Source organism: Acetivibrio saccincola (assembly GCF_002844395.1).
Taxonomy (GTDB): Bacteria; Bacillota; Clostridia; order Acetivibrionales; family Acetivibrionaceae; genus Herbivorax; species Herbivorax saccincola.
In genome coordinates this window covers 2,458,171-2,475,889 of sequence record NZ_CP025197.1, presented here as the reverse complement: position 1 = coordinate 2,475,889, position 17,719 = coordinate 2,458,171, and the positions used below count along the sequence as shown (strand labels likewise).

Sequence of the window (17,719 nt, the reverse complement as noted above, 5' to 3'; positions counted from 1 at the left end):
TAAGAGATGAAAAGAAGCGTTAGTTTATATATTCATATACCTTTTTGTAAGTCAAAATGTTTTTATTGTGATTTTAATTCTTTTCCGTGCAGGGATGAACTTATTCCTGCATATTTTAATGCATTAGAAAAGGAATTAATGCAATATGAAAAAAAACTAAAGGATTACAAAATAAGTACTGTTTTTATTGGCGGGGGAACACCTTCTGTAGTTGACCCAAATAATATATATAAATTAATGTCATTATTAAATGAAAATTTTGATGTAGATATAGACTTAGAAGCAACAATTGAGTCTAATCCTGGAACACTTTCGGAGGAGAAACTTGATGCATATATAAAAAGCGGGATTAATAGGCTTAGCATCGGTCTTCAGGCAGTCCAGAAAAACCTTTTAAAAGAACTGGGAAGGGTTCATGAACTGGAAGAGTTTGACATAGGATATAAACTGGCGCTAAAGGTAGGTTTTAAAAATATCAATACAGACCTTATTTTTGGAATACCCTGGCAGACTTTAGAGGATTGGGATGAAACACTGGAATATGTAATAAAATGCAACATTCCTCATTTGTCTTGTTATAGCCTTAAAATTGAAGATGGCACAGTGTTTGGGGACAAACTTAATAGAGGTGAAATAACCCCGGTTAGTGACGAATGGGACAGAAAGATGTATTGGATGGCAATAGAAAAACTTGGCAGAGAAAAATACCACCACTATGAGATATCCAATTTTTCTAAAGAAGGTTTTAAATGCAGGCACAATCTTGTGTATTGGAAATGCTTAGAATATATAGGAATAGGGGCGGGTTCCCATTCCTATTTTGACAATATAAGATATAATAATATAGTAGATTTAGATAAATATATAGATAGAATGAATAAAAATATACCAGTTATAGAGAATGAACAGTTGATACAAAAAGAAGACAGCATTTCAGAATATATGATATTAGGTCTTAGGCTTACAGAAGGTATCTCTTTGGAAGATTTTGAAAACAAGTTTAAAATGGGAATATTTGAGGTATATAATAAAGAGATAGAAAGCCTTATAAAGAGAAATCTTATTAAAATAGAAGACGGCAGGCTAAAACTTACATCTTCAGGTTTGGACTTGGCAAATCAAGTGTTTATGGAATTTTTATAATGGTATAAATTATAAAACATCTTGACAAAAGAAAATTAGGGTGGTATTTTTAAAATAGAATTAGCACTCAACTAAACAGAGTGCTAACAAAGGAGAGATGCAAATGTTTTTGGACGAGAGGAAAAAAAGCATATTGCATGCCATTATAGATGATTACATCAATACTGCAGAGCCTGTTGGGTCAAGAACACTTGCGAGAAAACACGGGCTTGGTTTGAGTTCTGCTACCATAAGGAATGAAATGGCTGATTTAGAAGAAATGGGATATTTAACTCAGCCCCATACTTCAGCCGGCAGGATTCCTTCAGATAAAGGGTACCGTTTTTATGTTGATCAGCTTATGGAGTCCAGTGAGCTTACCGTAGAAGAGATGTACAGTATAGAAGATGCCATGGAAACTCAGATAAATGAATTAAGCCAGCTGTTAAAGCAGGCATCCGGCGTTATGTCGCAAATTACCAAATACACATCCATGGCTGCAACTCCAGGAAAACAAAACAGCATATTAAAAACTGTGCAGGTGGTGCCTGTAGAAAAGGGAAAGGCTCTTATTGTGGTTTTAGCAAATGCAGGGATTATAAAAAATAGTTTGATAAATATTCCTGAAACAGTTCTGCCGGAGCATTTAACAACTGTTTCCAACATATTTAACGATAAGTTAAAAGGACTTACCATAGATAGTATAAATGCCTCTGTTATAAAAGAAATAGAGCTGCTTTTGGGAAATGAAAGAAGTGTTTTACATCCTGTGTTAAACGGAGTGGTTGACTGTATAAATCAAATTGATTGTCCTGAAATTTATCTTGATGGCACAATCAATATGCTTAATTATCCGGAGTTTAGCGATGTTGTAAGGGCAAGGGAATTTTTAAATCTCATGGCTGCTAAAGATGTATTAAGAAAGATTCTTAATAATGTTAATAGGCAGGGGGACTATATTACAGTTACCATTGGAGAAGAGAATAAAATTGTAGAGATGAAAGACTGCAGCCTTGTTACCACCACATACTCCTTAGGGAATGTAGTGGTAGGGACATTAGGAGTAATTGGTCCTACGCGTATGGAATATTCAAAGGTACTGGCAGCTATGAATTATATGAGGAAAAGGGCAAGTGAAGAAATTAAGAAGTTAATTGGAGAAGGTGAAGAAAAAATTTAAAAAATCTTAATATAGGGAGGTGCGGGTATTTAAATGGCTAAAGACAAAGAGCTGTATGACAAAAATGAAGAAGTAAAAAACAATGAAACAAATTTAGAAGAAACTTTAGAAAAGGCAGAAGAAACAGTTGAAGAAACTGTAAAAGAATCAGTTAAAGAAGATTCTACCGCCTGTGATAAATCAGATAATGATAATTTAGATAAGGAAGTTCACCGGTTAAAGGCTGAACTTGATGAAAAATCAAAGCAGTGTGAAGAATATGTAAATATGTTTCAAAGAGTAGCTGCAGAGTTTGACAATTACAAAAAGAGAACTGCAAAGGAAAAAAGTGAAATATATGACAGTGCCTTGATAGATGTAGTAAAGGCTTTTTTGCCTGTTATAGATAATATTGAAAGGGCTGTTGATGCCTTAAATAAAGGAGCAGATTCTAATACATTAGAAGAAGGTATTAATTTAATTTATAAGCAGTTTAAAGAAGTATTAGGAAAACTTGAAGTTACTGAGATAGAAGGTGTGGGAAGTACCTTCGATCCAAACAAGCATAATGCTGTTATGCATGTGGAAGATGAATCTTATGGTGAAAATATAATTGTTGAAGAATTGCAAAAGGGCTATAGATGTAAAGATAAAATAATAAGGTATAGCATGGTTAAAGTTGCCAACTAAATTTACTCAATACTACTATAGAAGGAGGATACAGTTTATGTCGAAAGTAATTGGAATAGATTTAGGAACTACCAACTCATGTGTAGCTGTTATGGAAGGAGGAGAACCTGTCGTCATTCCAAATTCAGAAGGAAGCAGGACAACAGCATCCGTTGTTGCTTTTTCCAAGACAAATGAAAGATTGGTGGGGCAGGTAGCTAAAAGGCAGGCTATAACAAATCCTGACAGAACTATTATGTCTGTAAAAAGAGACATGGGTACCGATAGAAAAATAACTATAGATGATAAAAGTTATACACCCCAGGAAATATCTGCAATGATTTTACAAAAAATAAAAGCAGATGCAGAAAGTTATTTAGGTACAAAGGTAACTAAAGCTGTTATTACAGTACCGGCTTATTTTAGTGACTCACAAAGACAGGCTACCAAGGACGCAGGAAAGATAGCCGGATTAGAAGTGTTGAGGATAATAAATGAGCCAACTGCTGCAGCTTTAGCTTACGGGCTGGATAAGGAAAAGGATCAGAAAATACTGGTATTTGACCTAGGGGGAGGAACTTTTGATGTTTCCATATTAGAAATAGGAGACGGTGTATTTGAGGTATTGGCTACAAGTGGTAATAACAAGCTTGGGGGAGACGATTTTGACGACAGAATAATAAAATATTTAATAGATACTTTTAAGGCGGATACAGGTATTGATTTATCACAGGATAAAATGGCAATGCAAAGGCTTAAGGAAGCAGCTGAAAAAGCAAAAATAGAGCTTTCAGGAGTTACGACAACTAATATCAATCTTCCGTTTATTACAGCGGATTCCACAGGACCAAAGCATTTAGATGCTACTTTGACAAGAGCTAAATTTGAAGAAATAACTGCTGATTTAGTTGAAAAAACTATGGAACCATTAAAAAGGGCGATGAGTGACGCCGGTCTTGAGGCAAATGAAATAGATAAAATACTTTTGGTGGGAGGTTCTACAAGAATACCTGCAGTTCAGGAGGCAGTTAAAAAATATTTTGGAAAAGAACCTTTCAAAGGAATAAACCCGGATGAATGTGTTGCTATAGGAGCTGCCATTCAGGCAGGTGTACTTACCGGCGATGTAAAAGACTTGCTTTTATTAGACGTTACACCGCTGTCTTTAGGTATTGAAACATATGGCGGGGTATTTACAAAACTTATTGAAAGAAACACTACAATACCAACTAAGAAGAGCCAGATTTTCTCAACAGCTGCAGACGGTCAGACAGCGGTAACTATAAGGGTATTCCAAGGTGAAAGGCAAATGGCTGCAGACAACAAACTCCTAGGTGAGTTTAACTTAGACGGTATTCCACCGGCACCAAGGGGAGTGCCTCAAATTGAAGTAACATTTGACATAGATGCCAATGGTATTGTTAATGTTTCAGCAAAAGACAAAGGTACCGGAAAAGAGCAAAAAGTTACCATTACAGCAAGTACCAACCTTTCTGAGGAAGAAATAGACAGAGCCATTAAAGAAGCGCAGAAATTTGAAGAAGAGGACAAAAAGAGAAAAGAAGCTGTTGAGATTAGGAATAATGCAGATTCCATGGTGTTTCAGTCAGAAAAAGTCCTAAATGATTTAGGTGATAAAATAAGCAGTGAAGAAAAATCAAAGATTCAGGGTGAGATTGAAAAAGTAAAAGAGGCATTAAAAGGTGACGATACTGACGCCATCAAAAATGCGACTGAAAGTTTACAAAAAGCCTTTTATGAAATATCCCAGAAAATATATCAGCAAAATCCCCAGGGAGCTCAGCAAGATGCTGGTATGGGAGGAAGCGCAGGAGAAAGCGGGGATGCCGGAGGCGGACAGGAAAATGTGTACGAAGCAGACTATGAAGTTGTAGATGATGAAGATGAGAAAAAGTAAACAGTCTTTAGTACATATATAATCCAAGTTATGAAAATAACTTGGATTATATATGATGAAGGAAGGATTAATTCGGAGGAGTTGATTGGATGGCTCAGAAAAGGGATTACTATGAAGTTTTAGGGGTTGATAGGAATGCATCGGAAGCAGAGATAAAAAAAGCATATAGAAGATTGGCAAAAATGTATCACCCTGATATGAATCCCAATGACAAAACTGCCGAAGCTAAATTTAAAGAAGCTGCAGAAGCGTATGAGGTATTAAGTGATCCCCAAAAGAGAGCCCAATATGACCAGTTTGGCCATGCATTTAGCGATGCAGGCGGGTTTAGCGGGTTTGGCGGTGGTTTTAGCGGCGGCTTTACTGATTTTGATTTTGGAGATATATTTGAAACATTTTTTGGAAGTTCAATGTTTGGAGGAAGAACCAGATCAACAAGAAGAGGTCCCCAAAAAGGGACTGATTTACATTTTGAGATGGAATTGTCTTTTGAAGAGTCGATATTTGGAGTTGAAAAAGAAATTCCTATAAATAAAATGCATGTATGCTCAAAATGTGATGGAAGTGGTTCAAAGCCTGGAAGCAAACCTTCGACATGTCAGCAGTGTGGAGGAGCAGGACAGGTTCAATACAAGCAAAGAACTCCCTTTGGGCAGTTTGTGAACATTAAAACCTGTGATGCCTGTCACGGGGAAGGAAAGATTATTACAAACCCCTGTAGTGAGTGTAATGGAAGGGGAAGGGTGAAAAAGAGCGCAAAAATAAAAATAAAAGTACCGGCGGGAATTTCAGATGGTCAGGTTATTCCACTAAGGGGTGCAGGAGAGCCTGGTTCTAATGGAGGACCTGCGGGGGATATTTATTTTACCATCAGGGTAAAACCCCATCCAATATTTACCCGTGAAGGGAATAATATATTTTGTGAAATACCCATCACTTTTACACAGGCAGCACTGGGGGCAGAAATAGAAGTACCTACTGTTTACGGAAAAGAAAAGTTTGTTATACCTGAAGGGACTCAAACAGGTACAAGGTTTAGACTAAAAGGAAAAGGAGCACCTAATTTAAGAACAAATATAAAGGGAGATCAATATTTTACTGTAAATGTTGAGGTGCCCAGAAAACTTAATGAAAAGCAAAAAAGCGTATTAAGGGAGTTTGCGGAGTTAATCGGGGATGAAGTTCATGAGCAGAGGAAGAGTTTTTTTGATAAAATGAAAAATGCATTGGGTATGTAGTGTTTAAAGATGCTGTTTGGAGGAAAAACAATGAAATGGTACGAAGTTATAATAAAGACAACTGAAGAAGCACAGGATGCAATATGTGAGATGCTATCTTCCATAGGTGCTGCAGGTTCTTCCATTGAAGATCCCAATGAAATAAAAAGGGAAATTTTAAAAAAAGATTCTTTGGACTATGCAGATGAAGAATTTATAAATACTTTGGGAAATACTGTGGTGATTAAATCTTATTTTTCACAGGAAAAAGACATTTCTAAAATTGTGGATTTAATAAATGAAAAATTACTTTTTATAAAAAAATTTCTTGATACAGGTGAAGGTTTTGCAGGATACTTTGAGGTTGATGAAGAGGATTGGAGTACATCGTGGAAAAAGTATTATAAACCCTTTCATATTTCAGACAAAATGGTAATAAAGCCGTCCTGGGAAGTTTATTATAAAAAAGATGATGAAATAGTTATTGAGCTTGACCCAGGTATGGCTTTTGGAACAGGTACCCATGAAACTACAAGTATGTGTGCAATGCTGCTGGAAAAATATACAAATAAGGGAGACAGGGTTATTGATGTGGGATGTGGAAGCGGGATTTTATCAATAATTGCTTCTAAATTAGGTGCATCCCATGTTACAGCCCTTGATATAGATGAAGTGGCAGTAAAAATTACAAAAGAAAATTCTATAATAAATAAAGTTGAAAATGTCCATGCTGTAAAAGGCGTGTTAACTGATATAGAAAAAATAAAATCAGATTTAATAGTGGCCAACATTATTGCCGATGTAATAACAGGACTTTCTTCTGATATACCTTTTTATTTAAAAGAAGGAGGGATTTTTATTACATCGGGTATTATTAAAGAAAGAAAACAGGAAGTAATAGATGAGTACAGGAAAAAAGCATTTACCTTAGAAGAAGTGCTAGAACAAGGAGAATGGGTGGCGATTGTGTTCAGATGTCCAAATTCTTTGTAAAAAGTGAAAACATCTCATCTGATTTAATTACCATAACAGGTGAAGATGTTATTCACATAAAAAAAGTATTGAGATTAAAGAACGGAGATAATATAATAGTATCAGACGGGCTGGGAACTGATTATAATGTTGAGATACATGAAATACATTCACATAAGGTTGAGACAAAAATTATCAGTTCTTATAAAAATATTTCAGAACCGCCTGTAAACACAATTCTTTTCCAAGGCATACCTAAATCTGACAAAATGGATTATATAATACAAAAAGGAGTGGAATTAGGTGTAAACAAAATAGTTCCTGTTGTTACGGAAAGGACAATTGTGAAAATTTCAAAGGATAATTACAAAAAGAAGCATGAAAGATGGAACAGGATTTCCATGGAAGCAGCAAAACAATGCAACAGAGGAATTGTACCTGAAGTAGGATATCCGGTAAACTTTAAAGATGTAGTAGAGACACTACCAGGAGACGCTTTAAAAATATTGCCCTATGAGAAGGAAAAATCTCAAGGAATAAAGGGGATTTTAAAGGAAAAGTCAAATAATAAAGATATATATATTTTTATAGGACCGGAAGGAGGATTTTGCGAAAAGGAAATAGAATTAGCACTTAAAAACGATTTTAATATCATTTCTTTAGGACCAAGAATACTTAGGACAGAAACGGCTGGAATTGTTGTTTTATCAATACTAATGTATGAATTAGGAGATGTGGGTTATGTCTGAACTAAGATTTGTTGTTGTTGATGATGCTGTATTTATGCGTACTCTTTTAAAGAAAATGATAGAAGAAGTGGAAGGCTACAAGGTAGTCGGAGAGGGCTCTAATGGTTATGAAGCCATTGAGCAGGTGAAAATACACAAACCAGATATTATAACACTAGACATTACAATGCCGGAGATGGACGGGATATCTGCTATAAAGGAAATACTAAAATACAGTCCGCACACCGGGATAATAATGGTTTCAGCAATGGGACAGCAATCCATGGTCGTTGAAGCTATAAAGATGGGAGCTAAAGATTTTGTTGTCAAGCCTTTTGAAAAATCCAGGGTTTTACAGGCAATAAAAAATGTTATCGAAGGATAATTTATAGTATTTTTATTTTGTTTGCAGCTTTAAAAAGGTTGTGTTATAATACGTATTGAAAAAATACGTATATATTTTGGAATTTATAAATATCTAAAGACATAGGCAAATATTATTTTGGGTATGTCTATGTACAGCTGTGCCTGTGCATAGGTATACTTATGCATAAATATATCTATGCATAAACATACCCTGGTATTAAGTCCATATAGAAAAGGATGAAAAAAATGGTTCATAGTATGACAGGTTTTGGCCGGGGAAGGTCCCAGGGGGATGGTAAGGAATTCTTAGTTGAAATAAAAACAGTTAACCATAGATATTGTGATTTATATATAAAGATTCCACGGCAAATTTCATTTTTAGAAGATAAGATAAGAGAAAGAGTAGGAAAAGTTATATCAAGGGGAAAAGCAGATATTTACGTAAGCTTTGATGATTTTTCAGAGGAATCTAAAAGCATACTGATAGATGAAGGGCTTGTAAAAGCATACATAAGGAGTATGGAGCTTTTAAGGGATAAATACGAACTAAAGGATGATATAACTGTATCCCTCATTGCAAAGTTTCCGGAGGTTATTAAAGTTGAGAAAGCAGAGCAAGACGAAGAAGAGCTTTGGGAACTTTTATCAAAAGCACTGGATGATGCCCTAAAAACATTAATTGATATGAGAAGGGCTGAGGGAGAGGGATTAAAGGCTGATTTAGTTGAAAGGACATTTTTAATTGAAAATATTATTAATGAAATAAGCATAAGATGCCCGGAAATTGTGAAAGAATATAAGTATAGATTAGAAAACAGAATAAAAGAATTGTTAGGACAGCAGGTAGTTGATGAGAATAGAATGATGATGGAAATTGCTATTTTTGCTGACAGGTGCAATATTGATGAAGAGCTTGTGCGCTTAAAAAGCCATGTTTGTCAGTTTAGGGATACATTAGAAATGGATGTGCCCATTGGAAGAAAGCTTGATTTTTTAGTTCAGGAGATGAACAGGGAGGCAAATACAATTGGCTCAAAGGCAAATGATTTATTTGTATCAAAAAAAGTTATAGAAATAAAAAGCGAGTTGGAAAAAATAAGGGAACAAACACAAAATATAGAGTAGTAACACGGGTAACGGGAGGAGTATCGATGAAATTAATAAATATAGGTTTTGGAAATATTGTTTCTGCTAACAGGCTTGTAGCAATTGTTAGTCCTGAATCAGCACCTATAAAGAGGATAATACAGGAAGCACGGGATAGGGGAATGCTTGTAGATGCTACTTACGGACGCAGGACAAGAGCAGTTATAATAACTGACAGTGACCATATTATATTATCTGCAGTCCAACCGGAGACAGTTGCTCACAGATTAAATGCTAAAGATGCAGAAGTAGCGGATGAAGATATTGATGAGTAAACCTACTCAATCCCACAGTTAAATTTAAAAGTCTCTTTCTTTAAAAAGAGGTAAATTTTAAGCTTAAATAGAATTTACCATAGCTTTTTGTGCTGTATTTTGTATATGTTTATATTTCTATTTTTGTTAATATGAGGGAAGGAGATGTGAGAGCATTATGAAAAAAAACAAGACAATGATTGATCCGCCAATAGGTTCATTGCTTGAAAAAGTGGACAGCAGATATACATTGGTGGTAGCGGCTGCAAAAAGAGCCAGACAGCTGACAGATGGCGCTCCAAAGCTTACAGAATGTGAGTCTGATAAAGCTGTTTCTGTTGCTATTAATGAGATTGATGAAGGGAAGATTACATACATCAGGACAAAGAGCGGGATAAAATAGTTATAATAGTATGTTTTATTACGGGGAGGAGCTGAAACTGTGCTCAAAGGGAAGACTGCAGTTGTTGGAGTTTGCGGTGGTATAGCGGCATATAAAGCTGTTGAAGTTGTGAGCAGGTTAAAAAAACTTGGTTTAGATGTAAATGTTATAATGACAAAGAATGCTGCTGAATTTGTTGATTCTCTTACATTCAGATCTATATCTAATAATCCTGTGACAATAGGGATGTTTGATGAACCTCAATATTGGGATATAGGGCATATTTCCCTTGCCAACAAAGCGGATTTTATTGTTGTGGTGCCTGCAACTGCCAATATTATAGGAAAAGTTGCGGGGGGTATTGCCGACGACATGCTTTCTACAACTATAATGGCAACCCGGGTACCTGTTATTTTTGTGCCTGCAATGAATCACAATATGTATGAAAATCCAATTGTCCAATCTAATATAGAGAAGCTAAAAAATCTTGGCTATGTATTTATGGAGCCGGCATCAGGTCTTATGGCATGCGGGACAAAAGGTAAAGGCCGTTTGCCAGAGCCTTCTGATATTGTAAAATTCATAGTTGATTTTTTTGAATCTGAAAATGCCGGTATAAATGAGCTTAAAAATACCAATGTAAAAAAGGATTTAAAAGATTTAAGTATTTTAGTTACTGCAGGTCCAACCAGAGAAGCCATTGACCCTGTCAGGTACATAACAAACCGTTCTTCAGGTAAAATGGGATATGCTATTGCAGAATGCGCATTAAAAAGGGGTGCAAAGGTAAAAATTGTATCAGGACCTGTAAATATCCCTGTACCTTCCGGGGCAGAAGTGGAAAATGTAATAAGTGCCCGGGAAATGTACCAAAAAGTTATGGAGAGTTATAAAGATTATGATGTTTTAGTAATGGTGGCAGCTGTGGCTGATTACAGATGTGAGGAAATTTCACAAAAGAAAATAAAAAAATCCCAGGAGGAAATGACCATTAAGCTTGTAAAAAATCCTGATATAGCAAAAGAATTAGGTAAAGTAAAAGACAATAGAATTTTAGTAGGGTTTAGTGCTGAGACTGATGATGTAGAGAAAAATGCACTTGAAAAACTTCAATCTAAAAACATGGATATGATAGTTGCCAATGATGTAACACAAGAGGGGGCAGGATTTTCCACCGACACCAATATTGTAAAAATTATAAAAGGAAAAGAATATATAAAGAGCTTTCCTATAATGGATAAAACAAAAGTTGCTGATGTTATTTTAGATGAAATATTATTAATAAGAAGCACCAAGGGGTGTTAAATCTTAACTTACCTTGGTGTTTTAATATAAATTTACACAATAAGACATTGTTGCTGATTGTATTAAGGAGGTATTTGTATATGGAAGTAAAGAAAACCATGGAAAAAATAGTGGCACTGGCTAAAAATAGAGGATTTGTCTATCCAGGTTCAGATATATATGGAGGACTGGCAAATGCCTGGGATTATGGGCCTTTGGGTGTTGAGCTAAAAAACAACATAAAAAATGCCTGGTGGCGTAAATTCATACAGGAAAATCCATACAATGTAGGTGTAGACTGTGCCATATTGATGAATCCACAAGTTTGGGTGGCTTCAGGTCATGTGGGAGGATTCAGTGACCCTTTAATTGACTGCAGGGATTGTAAAACCCGTCACAGGGCTGATGAATTAATCGAGGAATGGAATAAGGCTAATAATGTTAGCGTCAATGTAGATGGTTGGGAAAACCAGCAGCTTATGCAGTATATTAAAGAGAATTCAGTAAAATGCCCAAAGTGCGGTTCAAGTAATTTTACAGACATAAGAAAGTTTAATCTTATGTTCAAAACATTCCAGGGAGTGACTGAAGATTCACAATCTGAATTATATTTAAGACCGGAAACAGCCCAGGGAATATTTGTGAACTTTAAAAATGTTCAAAGAACAACAAGAAAGAAGATTCCCTTTGGAATAGGCCAGATTGGAAAATCCTTTAGAAATGAAATAACACCGCGTAATTTTATATTCAGGACCAGGGAATTTGAACAGATGGAACTGGAATTTTTCTGTGAGCCGGGTGAAGACCTTAAATGGTTTGAGTATTGGAAGGACTTTTGCTATAATTGGCTTGTAAGTTTGGGAATTAAAGAAGAAAACCTTAAAATGCGGGATCATAGTAAAGAAGAATTATCCCATTACAGTAAAGCTACTACAGATATTGAATACAAATTCCCGTTTGGCTGGGGCGAACTTTGGGGAATTGCAGATAGGACAGATTATGATTTAAAGCAGCACAGTGAGCATTCTAAAGAAGATTTGTCCTATTTTGACCCAACAACAAATGAAAAATACATACCTTATTGTGTTGAACCATCGGTAGGAGTAGACAGGGCTTTCCTTACATTCTTATGTGAAGCATATGATGAGGAAGAGTTAGAAGACGGGGATGTAAGGGTTGTTTTAAGATTTCATCCTGTTCTTGCACCTGTAAAAATTGCAGTTCTCCCCCTTTCCAAAAAGCTGGGAGAGGAGGCATGGAAAGTTTATGAGATGCTTTCCAAAAAATATGTATGCCAATACGATGAAACCGGAAGTATTGGTAAAAGATACAGAAGACAGGATGAGATTGGAACACCATACTGCCTGACATATGATTTTGATTCCCAGGAAGATGCAAGTGTAACAATAAGGGACAGGGATACAATGGAGCAGGTAAGAATAAAAATAGATGAATTAAATGAGTATTTTAGCAGCAAATTTGACTTTTAAAGACTTTGTAAATGACAAAAAACTTTTTTAAATTAAAAAAAATAGTGAAATATTATTTTTATATGTTATAATTATATGGGCTGTGGGAAATTATTCTTATTGTAAGATGTATATTTTATAAAGTTCTATGTGCTAAATATATTTAGCTCCAGCTTAAGAAATAAAAGCTTATAAGTTTAAGAAACTTTAGATGAGGCTGTTCTTCATCTGAAAATAAAAGGGGCACTTTTCTAAACAGAAAAAATATATAATAGGAGGTTTTTTATATGGCAAAATACGTATATCTTTTTAGCGAGGGCAATGCATCAATGAGAGAGCTTCTTGGCGGTAAGGGAGCGAATCTTGCTGAGATGACCAGCTTAGGTCTTCCTGTACCAAGAGGTTTTACAGTAACCACAGAAGCATGTACAAGGTATTACGACGATGGTAAAGTAATTGCAAAGGAAATTGAAGAAGAAATATATGCTACAATGGCAAAAACTGAAGAAATAGTTGGGAAAAAATTCGGTGATCCAAACAACCCTCTACTTGTTTCAGTACGTTCTGGTGCAAGAGCATCCATGCCGGGTATGATGGATACAATACTAAATCTTGGTCTTAATGATGAAGTTGCTGAAGGATTGGCAAAGCTTACTAATAACGAAAGATTTGCATATGACAGCTATAGAAGATTTATCCAAATGTTTGGCGAAGTGGTAATGGAAATTGATAAGTCCAAGTTTGATGAAATTTTTGACGGGGTTAAAGAACAAAATGGTATTACACTTGATACAGATTTAACAGCTGAAAACTTAAAAGAAATTGTTAAAAAATACAAAGAGTTATTTAAAAATGAAAAGGGATTTGATTTCCCACAGGATCCAAAAGTTCAGTTAATGGAAGCTATAAAGGCTGTATTCCGTTCATGGGACAACCCAAGAGCTATAGTATATAGAAGGCTAAATGATATACCGGGGGATTGGGGTACTGCAGTAAACGTGCAGGAAATGGTATACGGAAACATGGGTGAAGATTCCGGTACAGGTGTTGCATTTACAAGAAACCCATCCACAGGTGAGAAAAAGCTTTATGGTGAGTTTTTGATGAATGCACAGGGTGAAGACGTTGTTGCAGGTATCAGAACTCCACAGCCGTTAGAACAATTAAAAGAAGTAATGCCCGATGTATACAATCAGTTTGTAGAGATTGCTGAAAAGCTTGAAAAACACTATAGGGACATGCAGGATATGGAGTTTACCATTGAAAGAGGAAAGCTTTTCATGCTCCAGACAAGAAGTGGTAAGAGAACAGCGACAGCTGCATTGAGAATAGCAGTTGAACTTGTGGAAGAAAATATGATTTCCAAAGAAGAAGCTGTTATGCAGGTTGATCCAAAGCAGTTAGATACCTTGCTGCATCCTAATTTTGAGCCAAATGCATTAAAGAATGCGACTCCAGTGGCTAAAGGACTTCCAGCATCTCCAGGGGCAGCTACAGGAAAAGTATATTTTGATGCAGAGTCTGCTGTTAATGCACATAAAAATGGTGAGAAAAACATAATTCTTGTAAGGCTTGAAACATCTCCTGAAGATATTGAAGGTATGCATGTATCAACGGGAATACTTACAGCACGCGGAGGAATGACATCTCACGCAGCTGTTGTGGCAAGAGGTATGGGTACTTGCTGTGTAGCAGGTTGTGGTGAGATAAGAATAAATGAAGAAGAAAAATACTTTACTGACAAAAATGGCAATAAATATCATGAAGGAGACTGGATTTCCCTTGATGGTTCAACAGGTAATGTTTATGGAGAGAAACTTCCAACAGTAGAGCCTGAAATGACAGGATACTTTGCTACTCTTATGGAATGGGCAGACGAAATCAGACAATTAAAAGTAAGGACAAATGCGGATAATCCTGCAGATGCTACTCAGGCAAGAAAGTTTGGTGCTGAAGGTATCGGACTTTGCCGTACAGAGCATATGTTCTTTGAAGCAGACAGAATTCCTGCAATGAGGGAAATGATTGTTTCAAGAACAGAAGAGCAGAGAAGAAAAGCTTTAGACAAACTTCTTCCAATGCAAAGAGGTGACTTTGAAGCACTTTTCGAAGCAATGGAAGGATGTCCTGTGACAATAAGGTTATTGGATCCACCGCTGCATGAGTTCCTTCCACAAGAAGACAGCGATATAGAAAAACTTGCAAAAGAAATGGGTATTTCTTTTGACGAATTAAAGGGAATAATAAATGAACTTCATGAGTTTAACCCAATGATGGGTCACAGAGGATGCCGTTTGGCTGTTACTTATCCAGAAATAGCTGAAATGCAGACCAGGGCTATTATAGAAGCAGCTATAAATGTAAACAAAAAAGGTATGAATGTTGTACCTGAAATTATGATTCCTTTAGTTGGTGAAGTTAAAGAGTTGAAATATGTTAAAGATGTAGTTGTTAACACTGCAAATGAAATTATAGAAAAAGAAGGAGTAGACTTAAAATATCAGGTTGGTACAATGATAGAAATTCCAAGGGCAGCTATTACAGCAGACGAGATAGCAAAAGAAGCAGAATTCTTCTCCTTTGGTACAAATGACCTGACACAAATGACCTTTGGATTTAGCCGTGATGATGCTGCTAAATTCTTAGATGACTACTATAGAAACAAGATATACGAATTTGACCCATTTGAAAGAATTGACCAAAAAGGTGTAGGAAAACTTGTTGAAACAGCAGTTAAACTTGGAAAGCAAACAAGACCTGATATTAAATTAGGTATTTGCGGAGAGCATGGTGGGGATCCTTCCTCTGTTGAATTCTGCCACAGAGCAGGTTTACAATACGTTTCATGTTCACCGTTCAGAGTGCCTATAGCAAGACTTGCAGCAGCTCAGGCTGTTATAAGGGAAAAGAACAGTAAATAAGAATTATAAATAAAAGACAAGGATGTTGTTGCAAAATGCAGCAACATCCTTGTTTTTTTTATTGTTATATACATGACTTATATAAATATGGCATACAACCTAAAGTCTATCACCTTTCTATTCCTTTTGAATAAGATATTAAAGTGATTCTAAATAAACTATCAGATGGGAGAGGTGTTGTATGCGGTATTTTTACGGGGACAAAACTCCGCTAAGAATTTTAGATGAAATAGAACTGTGGAAGCGTCAGGAAAGTGAGCATACCATTGTAATCCGCCAGATTGTACCCAATTTAGAAAGGGATTTTGAAGAAAAACTTAAAAATTGGGAATTAAACCTTTCCAAAACAGCGGCAACTGCAGTGCGCTACATTGAAGAGGTTATCAGATGCAAGGGAATGATTTCTCCTGTTTTATACCAAAGCATTAGAAAATTTACTATTTTTGCCCTTAATCAAAGTTTAAGTTTTGTAGTTTTTCTAAACCTGCTTGTTGCAGAAAGTGAAGCGGTAAGATGTAATGAAATAGCAGTGGCTGTAATTAACCATATCAGGCGGGAATCTGAATATTTTATCGGTATCGCAAAAGCTTCTTTACACTGTTTTTAATAACATTTATAAATATTTTGTGAAATTTTTTATATAGATTTTTTTAAGTGGCGTAAGCTGCTTTTTTTGTTTTTTGCTAAACTATTGAGTATTGGTGCTATTTATAATACTATATTGCTATAGGCATTTTTAAATTTTTATAAAAGCTTTGGAGGAAAAATATATGAAAAGGATATTCTACTTCTTTGTATTAATGGCGTTATTATTAAATTGTGTATTTGTTTTTGCAGAAAATGCTGATAAAGCTCCTCAATTTTATGATATTGCATTTAACGGGGAGTATTATGTTGCAGTAGGGGAGAAGGGGAGTGTTATAACCTCTCGTGATGGGCTGGACTGGTCTTTAGGCAGTGTAGGCAGTGACAAAAACCTGTATGGGGTAACATGGGGGCTGAATAAGTTTGTTGCGGCAGGTGAAGAGGGTGTAATATTTACTTCAGAAGACGGGAAAAACTGGACTAAAAGGGATTCTGGTATATCATCTGATATATATGGAATAGAGGGCAATGGGGACAAATTTATAGCAGTGGGTGATATGGGGAAGATACTTGTATCACCGGATGGAATAAGATGGTCAAGAATAAGGATGGCTACTATGGAGGTACTTAAAAAGGTAAAGTGGGTTAACGGGATTTTTTTAGTAGTTGGGGAGGACAAGATTATTTTATCTTCAGATGACGGTATTTCATGGGAACAAATAAATATAGACCACTCAGATATAGCTTTTAATGATGTTGTGTGGAATGGTAAGGAATACCTGATAGTGGGGAATAAAATGAGCATTTTGACATCTGAAGACGGGGTGAGCTGGGAATATAGTGACCACCTGGAAGTTGCAGATAAAGAACTTACTGATAAAAATTTAAACAGTATTTTGTGGTATAAGGATAAATTTATAGCAGCAGGCCAGGACGGAATTATTATGTTTTCAGTGGATGGAACAACATGGACGGAGGAAATGGAAGTTACCAAAAAGTGCATAATGTCACTTTCTACAGATGGAGACATGCTGGTAGGAGTTGGGAAGGATGGGATCATTGTAGTATCTGAAAACGGGGAGGATTGGGAAAACCTGACTAAATTAACTGCAGGGGAAAAACAGTATACCCTTTTAGAAAATGAAGAGAAATCTTTCCAGGTTTTAATGGAATTTCCCTTTAATATGAATTTGGATATTACCCGATATATAGAGTGGGAAGTCTCTGATGAAAATGTAATAAGATTAGAAAAGGGGAATGTGATAAAAGCTTTAAATGAAGGCAAGTCAAAAATTAAAGTGTTTTATGACGAAAAGACATTAGAAGTGCCGGTAACTGTTGAAAAGCCAAGGGATGATATAAGTGATGCAGGGGAAAATGTAAATAAAGACAGAGAGGAAAAAGATATCCGGCAGCTTCAAAAAGATTTATTAAAAAAAATAATTGAAGTTATTATAAGGCTTACAATAGTTATTATATTGACTTTTATAATTATGCATTTTGTAAGAAAAATCAAGAAAAAATAAG

16 protein-coding genes are annotated in these 17,719 nt (G+C 35.7%); all 16 read left to right on the top strand.

The genetic code is table 11. The annotated features are described in order from the left end of the window. Positions 1 to 6: 6 nt before the first annotated feature. The 16 genes from hemW to HVS_RS11045 all read left to right on the top strand — a co-directional run bounded on the left by hemW (position 7) and on the right by HVS_RS11045 (position 17,718). Positions 7 to 1,143, top strand: a complete 1,137-nt coding sequence (gene hemW / locus HVS_RS11120) for a radical SAM family heme chaperone HemW (protein WP_101302352.1) — start codon at positions 7 to 9, stop codon at positions 1,141 to 1,143. 103 nt (positions 1,144 to 1,246) lie between these two features. Further along, positions 1,247 to 2,302, top strand: coding sequence for a heat-inducible transcriptional repressor HrcA (gene hrcA, locus HVS_RS11115; protein ID WP_101302349.1), 1,056 nt, complete (start codon positions 1,247 to 1,249; stop codon positions 2,300 to 2,302). A 33-nt stretch (positions 2,303 to 2,335) separates the two neighbouring features. Continuing rightward, the gene (gene grpE, locus HVS_RS11110; protein WP_101302347.1) at positions 2,336 to 2,971 is read left to right on the top strand and encodes a nucleotide exchange factor GrpE; all 636 of its coding nucleotides are present in this window, start codon (positions 2,336 to 2,338) and stop codon (positions 2,969 to 2,971) included. Between the two features lie 37 nt (positions 2,972 to 3,008). Further along, positions 3,009 to 4,868, top strand: coding sequence for a molecular chaperone DnaK (dnaK, locus tag HVS_RS11105; RefSeq protein ID WP_101302345.1), 1,860 nt, complete (start codon positions 3,009 to 3,011; stop codon positions 4,866 to 4,868). 89 nt (positions 4,869 to 4,957) lie between these two features. Continuing rightward, on the top strand, positions 4,958 to 6,106 hold the full coding sequence (dnaJ, locus tag HVS_RS11100; RefSeq protein WP_101302343.1) for a molecular chaperone DnaJ: 1,149 nt from the start codon (positions 4,958 to 4,960) through the stop codon (positions 6,104 to 6,106). A 30-nt stretch (positions 6,107 to 6,136) separates the two neighbouring features. Beyond that, entirely contained in the window at positions 6,137 to 7,078 is a 942-nt protein-coding gene (gene prmA / locus HVS_RS11095; protein ID WP_101302341.1) for a 50S ribosomal protein L11 methyltransferase, read from the top strand. Then, a complete protein-coding gene (locus HVS_RS11090) occupies positions 7,060 to 7,806 on the top strand; it encodes a 16S rRNA (uracil(1498)-N(3))-methyltransferase (protein ID WP_101302339.1) in 747 nt (248 codons plus the stop codon). Before prmA ends, HVS_RS11090 begins: the two co-directional genes overlap by 19 nt. After that, positions 7,799 to 8,170, top strand: coding sequence for a response regulator (locus HVS_RS11085; RefSeq protein ID WP_101302337.1), 372 nt, complete (start codon positions 7,799 to 7,801; stop codon positions 8,168 to 8,170). The genes HVS_RS11090 and HVS_RS11085 overlap by 8 nt, the downstream gene beginning before the upstream one ends. A gap of 227 nt (positions 8,171 to 8,397) precedes the next feature. Beyond that, entirely contained in the window at positions 8,398 to 9,276 is an 879-nt protein-coding gene (locus tag HVS_RS11080) for a YicC/YloC family endoribonuclease (protein WP_101302335.1), read from the top strand. A 26-nt stretch (positions 9,277 to 9,302) separates the two neighbouring features. After that, entirely contained in the window at positions 9,303 to 9,572 is a 270-nt protein-coding gene (remA, locus tag HVS_RS11075) for an extracellular matrix/biofilm regulator RemA (RefSeq protein WP_101302333.1), read from the top strand. Between the two features lie 175 nt (positions 9,573 to 9,747). Next, a complete protein-coding gene (gene rpoZ / locus HVS_RS11070; RefSeq protein ID WP_169926556.1) occupies positions 9,748 to 9,954 on the top strand; it encodes a DNA-directed RNA polymerase subunit omega in 207 nt (68 codons plus the stop codon). A 39-nt stretch (positions 9,955 to 9,993) separates the two neighbouring features. Next, positions 9,994 to 11,238: a bifunctional phosphopantothenoylcysteine decarboxylase/phosphopantothenate--cysteine ligase CoaBC gene (coaBC, locus tag HVS_RS11065; RefSeq protein WP_101302329.1), complete on the top strand. Its 1,245-nt coding sequence runs from the start codon at positions 9,994 to 9,996 to the stop codon at positions 11,236 to 11,238. Positions 11,239 to 11,318: 80 nt separating this feature from the next. Continuing rightward, on the top strand, positions 11,319 to 12,707 hold the full coding sequence (locus HVS_RS11060) for a glycine--tRNA ligase (RefSeq protein ID WP_101302326.1): 1,389 nt from the start codon (positions 11,319 to 11,321) through the stop codon (positions 12,705 to 12,707). A gap of 266 nt (positions 12,708 to 12,973) precedes the next feature. Next, complete coding sequence (gene ppdK, locus HVS_RS11055; RefSeq protein WP_101302324.1) at positions 12,974 to 15,607, top strand: pyruvate, phosphate dikinase; 2,634 nt, start codon at positions 12,974 to 12,976, stop codon at positions 15,605 to 15,607. A gap of 181 nt (positions 15,608 to 15,788) precedes the next feature. Further along, positions 15,789 to 16,214, top strand: a complete 426-nt coding sequence (locus tag HVS_RS11050; protein WP_101302322.1) for a DUF2935 domain-containing protein — start codon at positions 15,789 to 15,791, stop codon at positions 16,212 to 16,214. A 163-nt stretch (positions 16,215 to 16,377) separates the two neighbouring features. Then, on the top strand, positions 16,378 to 17,718 hold the full coding sequence (locus HVS_RS11045) for a WD40/YVTN/BNR-like repeat-containing protein (RefSeq protein ID WP_101302320.1): 1,341 nt from the start codon (positions 16,378 to 16,380) through the stop codon (positions 17,716 to 17,718). Position 17,719: the final 1 nt, after the last annotated feature.